Below are 13,056 nucleotides of genomic sequence, written 5' to 3'. Positions count from 1 at the left end.
TTTAGCTAATATTGATAGTTGTAAGGCTCAGAAAAAACGATAAAAAAACAGCAGCATGAAAAAATACTTATTGTGGATGTCCGTAGCAGCTTTCCTGGCCGGATGTGCCGGACAGCAGGAAAAAGGTGAGTTCAAGATAGAAGGGCACTTTACCAACCTGCCGCTCGGCCCCGTTGTACTGGAAGAGCTTACGCTCGACAACCTGAAAGTGGTAGACTCTACCAACGTAAAGGATGCCAGCGGTAAATTTACCCTCAAAGGCATGGTACCTGAGCAGGGCCTGTACCGTATCCGTTTTGAAAACGGCAAATTCATCCTGCTCTCCCTGGATGCTGGTGACATGAAACTGGAAGGTGATGTCAGCAACCTGGAAAACATGAAAGTGTCTGGCTCTGAAGCCACCTCCGAACTGCATCAGTTCCTCCAGGACATCAGCAAACAATCTATCGCGCTCACCGAAGAAATGCGCAAGGTAGACAGCCTCCATGGCGCCAAAGTACCGGACAGTGTGTTCCAGCCACAGCTGACCGCTGTTCAGAAAAAAGAAAAGGATTTTGAACAGAGCTTTTTTGATATGGCAGGAAAAACAAAAAACCCTGCCAACGCTGTATTTGCTATCAGCCAGGTAAGAAATCCGGAAGAAATCATCTCCCATAAACAGGTGATCACTGGATTAACCACCCGCTTCCCTAAAAATACCCTGGTAAAAAGCATGACCGACAGGATTGCGCAACTGGAAAAAAGCAATCAGCCGACAGGCAGCGATGCAGCCGGTGGCGAAGAGCCTACAGCTGCGGTAAAAGTAGGGATGGAAGCACCTGATTTCTCCCTGCCTGATCCCAACGGCAAAATGATCAGCCTGAAGTCACTGCGTGGTAAATATGTACTGCTCGACTTCTGGGCCAGCTGGTGCGGTCCCTGCCGGGAAGAAAACCCCAATGTGGTAAGAGCTTTCCAGCAGTTTAAAAACAAAAACTTCACCATCCTGGGTGTATCACTGGATAAAACCAGGGAACAATGGCTGGCTGCCATCTCCAAAGATGGCCTCACCTGGAACCATGTGAGCGACCTGAAGTTCTGGGATTCTTCCGTAGTACCTTTATACGGTATCAACGCTATCCCTACCAACTTCCTGCTCGATCCGCAGGGTAAAGTGATTGCTTCTGACCTCAGAGGCGATGCGCTGATTGCAAAGCTCCAGGAAGTACTGAAATAAACAGATTAGTTGCTATATAAAAGGGCAGACCTGAATCAGGTCTGCCCTTTTTGTTTTTTCTTCATTTCCAGCGCTGTTTTGAACGTTTCACCACCTGGGGGAGGGATAATAACCCGAGCCTCCGGAAAACAGGCTTTAATAGCCCGCTAACGCCCAATAAAAAGTCCCGGGAGTAATCCCGGGACGTTGTTAACTGAATATATGTTACTCATCATCTATCTAAAAACATAACCTATCGCAAACTAGTAACCAGGATTCTGTGCATCCTTCAGCGTAGGATTGGACAGGATTTCAGTAGATGGCAGCGGCCAGATAAATCTGAAATCGCTGTAGTCAATCTTACCGAATCTGGAATTGGTAACTGGTCTGTTAACGAGATCGTAGTTGCTGCCATCATCTTTCAGATCTGTCAGCAGCACTTTAGCTGGAATACCACCGGTACCATACACAGGGTCCATCACCAGGCGGGTGATATCCGGCCAGCGACGACCTTCACCTGCAAACTCAATACGACGCTCATTCAGGATGGCCTGTACCATATCCGCAGGAGGTGTAGTGAGGAAGTTAGTACTTGTAGGAGGCAATGCACGGTTACGTACAGCATTGAACAACAGGAAAGCCTGTGCAGTATTTCCTGTACGGGCATAAGCTTCTGCAGCGTTCAGTATTACCTCAGCATATCTGATAATTGGTGCCCAGTCTGCTTTGTTCAGGTAATCGCGGTATTTGTAGTTAAAGTAAAAGTTCTGGCTGGGTTTGCCGCTTTTAACGGTCAATTGTTTCACCTGCAGCGCGCTACGACGTAAGTCATCGCTTACCCAGAAAGAAGCATTGTACAGGTTAGGGCTTGTAGCCACCAGACCACGGCCATTTTTATCGGCAGGACCGAACATGGAAGCCAGCGCAGCGTTGGTATTAGGATTGGTAGCAGCAGATTGTGCGATAGAGAAGATAGACTCCTTGTTATTATCGTATTTCACAAACGCTTCATCCGGACCAGGCAGTAATTTATACCCGTTGATAGGGCTTACGAAGTTACCAGCAGTAGCAGTACCCAGTTTGGTAGCTTCTGCAATCACACCAGCCCAATCACCCATGTGCAGTTTAATCCTTGTTTTCAGTGCAATAGCAGCTCCTTTACCAGCCCTGGCTATATCTTTTCCCTTAGGTGTGGCAGGCAGGTTAGCTTCTGCATAGTCCAGGTCTGCCAGGATTTTGGTGTAGTCTTCAGCAACGGTACCACGGCCAATCTTCATAGCCACCTGAATTTCTTCAGGTGTGCCCACAGGAAGATCACGGTAAGGAACCCCTACTTTAGAACCAGCTCCGTCTGCATAAGGACGGCTGAAGTTAATAACCGCCTCGTGATGTGCCAATGCACGCATAAAACGGGCTTCGCCTTCTACCTGTGCAGCTTTAGCCTGACTAACGACTCCTTTTGCAGCGGCCTTACGAACACCGTCGATCAGGGTATTAGTCTGGTTGATCAGTGCATACAGGTTCACCCACATGTTCACGTTGTTAGCGGAAGTAGGGCTATAGGTAGCTTTATAAGTGATTTCATAAAACGTGGCCAGGTTCACCATATCTTCTCCACGCATTTCAGCCTGCTCAATGGAAGCAGCACCGAAAGGATAACCACGACCAGCCGAGTAATCATCATTATAACTACCAATGGCCGCAGTATTGTACATACCGTTCAGTGCCAGTTCAATGGTAGCAGAATCATTAAACACTGTTTCAGCAGGCATGGCATTTTTAGGCGCCAGCTCCGTATATTTTGAGCAGGATGCAACACCCAAACCAATTGCCAGGAGTCCTGCCATAGCCGTTTTCAGGCTTCTGTTATATGTATATGCAAATTTATTTTTCATGCTCAATTTTTTTATAATCCTACGTTAATACCAAAAGTATAGGTACGGGGAACCGGGTTGGTGTTGTAGTCCAGACCTGGCTGAGTATTAGCTCTGGAGTCAGTATAAGTGTTTAACTCAGGATCCAGACCTTTATACTTGGTAATCACAAATGCATTCTGTACCTGTGCATATACACGGAGGTTGTTTATTCTGAATCTTTCCAGCATTGATTTAGGCAGCGTATAACCCAGACCAATGTTTTGTGCACGGATAAAGCTACCATCTTCGAGGAAACGGCTGTTTACGTTACCGCTCTGTAACACGAAGTTGTCAGAACCATAGTAGAGTTTAGGCACATCAGTAACCTGACCGGGTGTAGTCCATCTGTTCAGCACTTCTTTACCATTATTCTGGAACTTCTGGTTGTTGAGTGTTTCCTGACGGGTTACGTTATACACTTTGTTACCACCGGAGAAGGACAGGAAGATGTTAAAGTCAAATCCTTTGTAGGTAACAGTGTTGTTCAAACCACCGTAGTAAGTAGGCAATGCACGACCGAGGATCTTTTTATCACTGGTAGACAGAGAAGCCACCTGTGTGCTGACATCTTCCGGTTTAGCAGGATCGTAGGCATAATATTTACCGTTTTTAGGATCATTATCGATACCCTGGTAGCCCTGGATAACAGAACCATCTGCTCTTTTCCACAGCGGATTACCATTGGCAGGGTTTACACCGGCAGATTCAAAACCGTAGAAGGAACCCATTGATTCGCCAACACGGGTAACGTTGTAAGCATAGCTGATATCAGCATCGTTTACCAGTGCGGTCACTTTGTTCTGGATAAAAGACAGGTTAAAGGATGTTGTCCAGGTCAGATCCTTACGCTGGATATTGGTACTGTTGATAGTCAGCTCCACACCTCTGTTGTACATTTTACCAACGTTGGAGTAAAATACGTTTGGCTTACCAGTGCTGGGAACACCCAAAGATGGAGGCAGCGGAGAAGCCAGGATCATGTTGTCGATATCATTCTTGAAGTAGTCTGCAGTTACAGTAATTCTGTCCTGCAACAAACCGAGGTCAAGACCTACGTTGATTTTTTTACTGGTTTCGAAAGTCAGGTTAGGATTGAACATCTGGCCGAAAGCGATACCCAGCAATGGTCCGTACAGTACAGGCTTGTAAGTACCCGCATAAGGATAGGCGCCGATGTCCACGTTGCCCACTTTAGCATAACCGCCACGGAGTTTCAGGTTGCTGATGAAACCGATATTGGCATTCTTGAAGAAATCTTCCTGAGAAACTCTCCAGGCAACAGATGCACCTGGCAGTGTAACATTCTGTTTACCAATAGGCAGGGAAGAAATCGCATCCCGGCGCAAGGTAGCAGACAACAGGTAACGGTCTTTGTAACCATAAGTGGCACGGCCAAAATATGACTGGAAAGCACGTTCAATAACATTACCGCCAGTGGTCTGGGTAGCTAAACTCGCATCAATGATGTTATTAACACCAAAGAAAGGATTGGTAAGGTTGGTACCTGACCCAAAGAAGTTTCTTTCCCTGGTTTTCTGGTTTTCCATACCAATCACCGCATTCACATTATGTGAACCGATCACTTTGTTATAGCTTAAAGTGTTCACCCAGTTGTAACGGAAGCTGGGAATGAACTGCTGATACACATAACCGTTACCACTTTTACCATCACCGTGAATCGGGTTCCAGTACTGGTAGTCTTCACCATTCAGGTAGTTGATACCGATCTGTGTTCTCAGATCAAATGATTTCAGGATTTTAACGCTTGCAAAAGAGTTACCTGTGATGTTCAGGTTCTGGTTGCGATAAATGTTATTATCCAGTACATATTTAATGTTGGTATAGTTGTCGCTGATGGTCAGTTTGTTGGAACCACTGCCCAGGGTATTGGTAGGGCTCAGGTTGTAGGTACCATCATTCCATTGTGCAGGAACGTTAGGTAAAGAGCGCAGCGCGTTGGACAGGTTACTGGACAAGCCACTCTGACTGGTGTTGAGACCATTGTTGGTAATGTGGGAAACACCCATATTCACCCCTACGGTTACTACATCAAATGCTTTCTGTTCGATTTTCAGGCGGGCCTGGTATTTTTTCTGATTGTTACCTACCAGGATACCAGTCAGGTCGGAATAACCTACAGACACATAGTAGTTGGTCTGGTCGCTGGCGCCGCTCATAGACAGTGCGTGGTTCTGCTGGAAACCTGTTCTCGTTACCAGTTTCTGCCAATCTGTATCATAAAAGCCACCATCAGGATTAGGTGTAGCAATTGCATACTTAGGAGCTGTAGGATCTGCGTTAGACAGTTTTTCATTCGCGATGGTAATGAATTCATCTGCATTCAGTACTTTATAGAGCTTGGACGGAGTAGCAGCAGCCAGCCATGCATCATAAGTTAAACGGGGTTTACCGGACTTACCTCTTTTGGTAGTGATCAGGATTACGCCGTTTGTTGCGCGGGAGCCATAGATTGCAGTAGCAGCACCGTCTTTCAGTACTTCCATACTTTCAATGTCATTAGGGTTGATATCGCCCAGCGGATTGTTGGGAGTAACGCCACTCTGGTTACCAGCGATATAAGGAACTCCATCGATTACGTACAACGGATCGGTACCGCTACTGATACTGTTTGTACCACGGATACGGATACGCGCTGGTTGACCAAGCATACCGCTGGATACTGTTGCCTGAACACCCGCTACCTGACCGGCAAGCTGACGGTCGATACTGGGGGAAGCAACATCTTTCAATGCTGCACCTTTAATACTGGCAACGGAAGCAGTGATGTTCTTTCTTTCTACTGTACCGTAACCCACTACCACCACTTCGCTCAGGCCTTTTTCATCCTGGGCAAGTTTTACGTTAACAGCATTTTTGCCGGCAATGCCCACTACCTGTGTAGCATAACCAACAAAAGAAAATTCCAGGGAAGATGACTTGGCATCTACGTTTAAATGAAATTCACCGGTAGCGCTGGTCATAGTTCCGTTAGCCGTGCTAACAATTTTCACCGTAACGCCGGGTAAAGGTGACCCATCCTTCGCGTCGGTAACCTTACCAGTGATTGTTCGTGTTTGACCCAGCGCCTGTAAAGCGCTGATGGCCGCGAACAGCCAGAGGAGCAATCCTTTCTTCATAAGCGATTTTGATTTGAGAAAATAAAAAGTAGCTGACACATACATTCAGACATAGTAATGCCATTAAGCATTAAATGCTTTTATCAAACATTAAAAATTAAAATGAAAAACCTTTACGCAGTCACTGGCGCAAAGTCATGCTACTGCTGCAGTTAATCCTCTCATAAGTAATGAAAAACAGCATTCAATAAGCAAAAAACCAAAATAAATTTACAATCCGGAAAAGCGAAATCATACCTATGACGGTGCATTCCCTAAAACCCTCTATGCTACTGTTGAATGTCCCCCGTTATAGCTTTTGGATACCGATTATAAACAGAACTGACGAAAAGCTGGTCAGACTTTTCTTCATAAGCAAATGAACCCTTCCTATGAAAATTAAATAAGCAAAAACAATTTTTGAACTTTCTCCGTCTAGTATTTAGATTTTATTTGAACTCGCAATTTTAGATTTAGATTCGTCTATCCTTCTCAGATTCTGGCACCCGAAACAATTTCGATGGTCACAAATATAAATAAAGCACTTTGGAAGAAGATACTACCTTCGTGTTATATACGAAAATATTATCGCTGTGCAGGTGCATAAAAAAACCGCCCCGGTTTATGCCGGGGCGGTTCCTATTTTAGAATAGCTGATAATTATTGTTTCACGTAAATTTTAGTAGTCGCAGTACCATAGTTACTTTCTCTGGAAGTATTGGTAACTGTCAAAGTCACTGATTTGGTGCATGGATTGATTTTACCAGAGCCCACAACAGTCCAGTCATGCTCGTTAGGGTCCAGATTAGGAGCCACAGCAGCATAAGTCTGTTGTTTGATGGTCATCTTATAATTACGCTGGTCCAGTGTCATGGTGATTTTAGCACCCGGAACACCTGCCCAATCGGTAAGGGTCCAGGTATCACCGTTAATGTCCACTTTTACAGGATAAGTAGCACCGGAGAAATTTTTATCATCTACATACAGTACGCCATTAGCATTCAGAAAATCATCCTTTACATACGGACAAACTTTCTCATAAGTCATGGTCATATTTGCATCCGGGAAGTTGTTGGCATCAACGCCATAAGGTGGCAGCTCAGTCAAATCACCGTTGATAATAGCCGTTCTGAAGGCTGGCAACAAAGTACCATCCACCAGGGTGATATCCGGTCTGATTTCGAAAGCATCTCCTGGTTTAATAGCACTGGGCTGTAACCCGAAAGCTGCTGCCAGCTGAGCACCAGTGATTTCCTGTTTGCTGGGGAAAGAGGTAATTTCCGCCTTCAACGGTTTTGGATTGGAATAATCACCATTCATCGCCACCATCAGGTCCATTTTCTTAGGTTGGTTACCATCCTTAAAGTAAAGACCAACAGTAAATGCGGTGTTGAAATTTGCCGCATCCTTGATCAATATTTCACGTGTATCATCCTGCACCAGTTGAGGCAAAACACCCTTGGCTATATCCGGCAGTTTAGGATTGTCGTTTTTACGGCAAGCAGTAAACGAAACCGCCAACCCTGCTAATATGACAAAACTGATTATCTTCTTCATAAACTTTCTTTTAAATGACTTTAAACCTAGTTTTTATCCCAGAATACCGGTGCAGTGTCCGGATTTTTAGCCGGTGGGGTATTCGGGTTTACGTTCGCTTCACTTGCTGGCCAGGGCAGTGACAATGGAAACTTCCTGCCATTGGCCACTTTTACTTTAGGCTGAGCCCCCGGATTTTTGAAGTCACCATTGATAGGAGGCTGTACATAACCACCTGGTGCCTGCACCGGATTTCCCGGATCAAATATAACGGGATAGCCTGTACGACGATAATCAGTATACTGATCACAGCTAAAGCCGAAACTCTGTATCCATTTCTCTGTCATAATGTATTCCAGTTTGCGGGCATCTGTTGTGGCTTTGTCATACTCCGCCAGAACAGCATCCCTGTAAGTGCCGGCAGCTGTACTACCAGCCAGTACCGGGATAGTCTGTCCGCTATTCGCCAGGCCAGCTACATAGTCAACCTGTTTCATAGACTCGTCAATTGCCTGGGAAAGTTTAGCTCTTGCATCACCACCAACAATTTTAGCATTGATCAGTTCTGCTTCAATATACAAACGGTCTGCATAAGTCAACAGCCTTAATGGTGCGGCACCAGTAGCATTGCTTCCTGAAACTGCAACCGGCTCACCATCATCATAACGACCGCCCACCGGATAAATACCGAATACGGTAATTACCTTATCATTGGTCTTGTCACGGTTAGGGCCGGAAGAACCAAAGTAGATACTGATAAATCCGCCATCACGGTATTCTGTATCGTTTTGAGGCTCAGTAGTAGAACCTGCCTGTTTGTAGAAATAATAAGGCACACGTGGATCTTCAATACCAGTGAAGATCTGGCCATTGTATCCTTTCAGGATTTCATAGAACCAGGGGCTCTGATAGTGGCTTTTCTGGGTAGCCACATATTCAGAGAAACCAGGATTACGGCTATCCGGAGAAGCTACTGCAGTATATCTCATCATGAAACCTTCGCTGGTAGTGCTGATCAGGTTACCTTCCGTCAACAGGGCATTCACCGGAGCAGAAACATCCTGCACCAGTCTTAATTGGTTGTATAATTTCAGCTTGATGGTTTTGGCCGCTTTTATCCAGAGGTCCTTATCACCACCGTAAAAAACATCGTCTTTACCAGGTATTGCAGTATTAAGATTCGGAGCTTTCGCATTCAGGTTAGCAATTGCTTCATCCAGTAAAGCCAGCAGTTTTGGATATACTTCACTGCCTTTGTCAAATTTAGGGAACCTGTTACCAGTTTCTCCAAACTTAGTGGCTTCTGTGTAAGGCACATCTCCATATGCATCTATAAACTGGCTCACACCATATGCTTTCAGGATTTTTCCGATACCGGCATATCTCAGGTTGTTACTTTCCGTTGCCTGTTTGATCATCACTTCCAGGTTCTGCATGGTACCAATTACATCAGAACTTGGAGAAGGAACCGGGTTACCGCTCCAGAAGTTGATCCAGCTGTTGTCAATGGAGAAGTCATTACCGTCAGCACCGTATTTGTCTGGATCTTCACGCACAGTCACCTGATGCATGTATACAGCCAGCACTTCTGTCAAACCACGCACACCGGCGTTATCATTGGTAAAGCCCAGACTGGAAGCAAGCCCCTGCTCCGCAGCAGGCAACAATTGGGACAAGGAAACCTTGGCAGGATTGTTCGGATCTTTGTTGATATCCAGAAAACCTTTGGTACAAGCCGTACCAGCCACCAGCATCCCTAAAACGATATATCTGAATTTTAATCTTTTCATCAGTTCAAGTGTTTTCGCAATTATTAAAAGGTTGCTTTCAGATTCACCCCAAAACGACGGGTAGTTGGCGCACCTGATAACTCAATACCTTGTATGTTGGAATTACCATAACTTCCCACTTCCGGATTAAAGTTGGTATACTTAGGCAGGTTAGGTGCCAGATACCAGAGGTTACGACCGGTCAGGGTCAGGGTCAAACCACCAACTGGCGCTTTGCTGAACCATTTTTTCGGAAAATCATATCCCAGGGTCACTTCACGGAGAGTATACAGGGTTGCATCATACACGTTCCATTCTGTAGCAGAGTTGATACCAAAAGATTCACCAAAGTACAGTTCGTTCATACTAACCTGTGTAGTGTTGCGGATTTTCTGTCCTTTTGCATCCACGATAGGCTGCTGGTTATTAATGTTACCATAGTAACCCGGAATGATGAACATATTCTCACGGTCTCTGGTATCCAGTGTTACACCGCGGCCCAGCAGAGAGCTTACTGTTACAGAATAGATATCACCTCCTTTGGTCATATCAAACAGTGCATTCAGGAAGAAACCTTTATAGGTTACAGTTGTACCAAGACCAGCTTTAAAATCAGGGTTAGGATCACCAATCATACCCTGTTCTTTTGCTTTGATCAGCAAACCAGTCGCAGGATCTATCAGCAGATTGCCTTCGTTGTCTCTTGCACTCATTGTTCCACGAAGATAACCGTAAGGCTTGCCTGCCTCCAGGTAAGGACTAACGGTATTCAGTACACCACCCAGCAACAGGCGGTCTACGCCTGGTACCAGGGATTCAACAGTACTTTTGTTTTTAGTAAATACTCCATGAATAGTCCAGGTTACTTCCTTGTTTCTGATAGGTGTAACATTCAGGTCGATTTCCACACCTTTGTTGGACAGAGAACCGAAGTTATCATACATAGAGGTGAAACCGGAAGAAGGGGAGATAGAAACAGGAGCAATCTGGTTGGTGGACAAACGGTTGTAATAAGCCACGTCCAATGTTACCAGTCTGTTCAGGAATTCCAGGGTAGCACCTACTTCATAATCACGGGTAAACTCAGGTTTTAATTTAGGGTTACCGGCAACAGGGAGCTGGATAGCACCAGACACACCCAGGAAGCGGGTATTTACTGCGAAGGTATTGCTCAGCGCATAAGGGTCCGCATCGCGGCCTACTTTAGCCCAGCTTGCACGCAGCTTACCATAGTTCAGGATTTTGCTGTGCATGTTGAGCGCCTCAGTAAACACAAATGATGTTGCCACACTGGGATAAAAATAACTACGATTGGAAGTAGGCAGGGTAGAAGACCAGTCGTTTCTGCCTGTCAGGGTCAGATAGAGGTACTTCTTATAGTCTACGGTAACATCGCCGAAGATACCCCACAGCCTGCGCTGACTCAGCACATCTTCTGTAGGCAGTACGCTGGCCGTGTTGGACATGGAATAGATACCAGGTACCACAATTCCTTTACCAGTAGTAATCTGTGAATTTCTCGTACGTTGGTTAACGTTATGACCAACTACGATACGCAGACCGAAATCATTATTGATTTTTGGAGTAAAGGTACCGATCAGGTTGGACTCGATTTCAGTGAATTTGTAGTTCTGTTGTACGATACGACCTACACCTTCAGCACCTCTGGAACCGATATCCACAATTTCCTTTCTCAGGAAAGAGTTAACGTTGGTACCCAGCTGATAGCTTACATTGAACCATGACAGTACATCATAGTTCATTTTCAGGTTGGCGATATAACGATCTGTCTGAGTATTTACAGTATTATGTTTGAATGCCCAAAGCGGGTTATCATACTGAGAGCTGGTGGTAGAAACAGGGCGGCCGTTTGCATCTTCATAAGGTAATCCTTTAATATCCCATGTTCTTCCCAGGAAGAGGTTACGGGCGAAAGAAGAAGCAGCACCGTCTACCTGGTTTTCACCGAAGACGCTACCCAACTGATTGCTCTTGCTATAGCTGAAGTTACCACTTACGTTTAAACCATTGGTCAGACGGGTAATACCACCCACAGACATATTGGCCCTGTTAAAGCTTGAATTGGGAACATAACCGTCCTGGCTCAGATAAGAAGCAGTTGCACTGAGAGCTGATTTTTCATTGCCTCCGTTTACGCTTACAGAATTTTCTGTCATTACACCTGTTCTGAACAGGTCTTTAACGTTATTAGGAACTGGTTTATAAGCCATCCGCCTGCCCTTGGGAAACAAATCAGGGAATGCATCCTGATAGTCCTTCCATACAGGAATAGAGTCTATAGTACCAAACTTAGCACCCCAGGAACCATTAGCATTGGCATATCCAAAGCGGGAACCAGTACCATAGTCGTTCTGGTATTTAGGCAGATTGGCTACTCTTTCCAGTGCCAGAGAGGAAGTATAGGTTACTTCCAGTTTTCTTTTAGAGAGGGAAGCACTACCGGATTTGGTAGTGATGATCAATGCACCATTGGAGGCACGGGAACCGTACAATGCAGCAGCTGCAGCACCTTTCAGTACGGTCATGGAAGCGATATCATTAGGATCGAGGGAGGACAGACCGCTGGCATAAGCACCACCACCGGATGTCTGGCTGGAGGTAGAAACCTGATCGTTGTTGTAAGGAACCCCATCTACTACGATCAGCGGTTCGTTGTTACCGAAGAAAGAGGTATTACCACGGATGTTGATTTTGGTGGCAGCACCAGGAGTACCCTGTGAAGTTTTAATGTCTACACCTGCAACTTTACCTTGCAGGCCTTTCAACATGTCAGGCTCAGACTTCTGCACCAGCGCGTCCGGCTTAACAGTTGAAATGGAATAGCCCAGAGATGATTCGTTACGCTTCAAACCTGCAGCGGTAACAACAATCTCCCCAAGCTGTTTTTTGTCCTGCTCAAGGGTAATGTTCACCACATCACCATTGGCAGCAACATCTTTGCTAACATAACCTACAAAGGAATAGATCAGTACAGCACCGGATTTTACGTTGGGGAACTGATAGGTTCCGTCTGCAGCTGTGAGCACCCCTTTCCCGGAACCTTTTACCACTACGGTAACGCCTGGAAGTGGGGCACCATCTTTGGCATCGGTAACCCTACCTGTAATCGTTCGCGTCTGCGCATAGGAATGCAAGACGCTTATGGCCACGAGCAGCCACAAGAGTAGTCCTCTTTTCATAAGCAATTTAGATTTGATAAATATTTCAGTTAACCTAAAATCAGGGTCGTTGAATTACAGGGCACTTTAACTATCGGGATCAAAAACTCACATGGATATACTGTTTGGAGCAGCTGTTGGCATCAGGTATCTCGTACAGCATAGAATTCATCACGTCTACATAAGCAAAGGCTGTAAAAAACGGGTTATAACATCACACTTCTAAGATTTTGATTACTCAATTGTTAATTCTTCTTTAAAACCTGGTACAAGGTATAAAAAAGTTAAAAATATTTTTTAACCGCACTAAGTTAATGCAATTCTATAATTCCACTCGCCGATAAA

The 13,056-nt window shown here is 45.3% G+C and carries 6 protein-coding genes; 1 reads left to right on the top strand and 5 read right to left on the bottom strand.

Annotated features, from left to right (window positions below):
- Nucleotides 1-55 precede the first annotated feature (55 nt).
- Nucleotides 56-1,216: a TlpA disulfide reductase family protein gene (locus tag KD145_RS20990; protein WP_212001387.1), complete on the top strand. Its 1,161-nt coding sequence runs from the start codon at nucleotides 56-58 to the stop codon at nucleotides 1,214-1,216.
- Between the two features lie 242 nt (nucleotides 1,217-1,458).
- On the opposite strand, the gene KD145_RS20985 is transcribed toward KD145_RS20990, so the two are convergent.
- The 5 genes from KD145_RS20985 to KD145_RS20965 all read right to left on the bottom strand — a co-directional run bounded on the left by KD145_RS20985 (nucleotide 1,459) and on the right by KD145_RS20965 (nucleotide 12,732).
- Complete coding sequence (locus KD145_RS20985) at nucleotides 1,459-3,090, bottom strand: RagB/SusD family nutrient uptake outer membrane protein (protein ID WP_212001386.1); 1,632 nt, start codon at nucleotides 3,088-3,090, stop codon at nucleotides 1,459-1,461.
- Nucleotides 3,091-3,101: 11 nt separating this feature from the next.
- Entirely contained in the window at nucleotides 3,102-6,248 is a 3,147-nt protein-coding gene (locus KD145_RS20980; protein ID WP_212001385.1) for a TonB-dependent receptor, read from the bottom strand.
- A 639-nt stretch (nucleotides 6,249-6,887) separates the two neighbouring features.
- On the bottom strand, nucleotides 6,888-7,784 hold the full coding sequence (locus KD145_RS20975; RefSeq protein ID WP_212001384.1) for a hypothetical protein: 897 nt from the start codon (nucleotides 7,782-7,784) through the stop codon (nucleotides 6,888-6,890).
- 26 nt (nucleotides 7,785-7,810) lie between these two features.
- Nucleotides 7,811-9,553: a SusD/RagB family nutrient-binding outer membrane lipoprotein gene (locus KD145_RS20970; protein WP_212001383.1), complete on the bottom strand. Its 1,743-nt coding sequence runs from the start codon at nucleotides 9,551-9,553 to the stop codon at nucleotides 7,811-7,813.
- 23 nt (nucleotides 9,554-9,576) lie between these two features.
- Nucleotides 9,577-12,732 carry a SusC/RagA family TonB-linked outer membrane protein gene (locus KD145_RS20965; RefSeq protein WP_212001382.1) on the bottom strand — a complete coding sequence of 1,052 codons (3,156 nt, stop codon included), beginning with the start codon at nucleotides 12,730-12,732 and terminating at the stop codon, nucleotides 9,577-9,579.
- Nucleotides 12,733-13,056: the final 324 nt, after the last annotated feature.

The sequence above is a fragment of the Chitinophaga sp. HK235 genome, assembly GCF_018255755.1.
Classification (GTDB): domain Bacteria; phylum Bacteroidota; class Bacteroidia; order Chitinophagales; family Chitinophagaceae; genus Chitinophaga.
The sequence above is the reverse complement of the archived record's forward strand: the minus strand, read 5'-3'. Positions and strand labels throughout refer to the sequence as shown.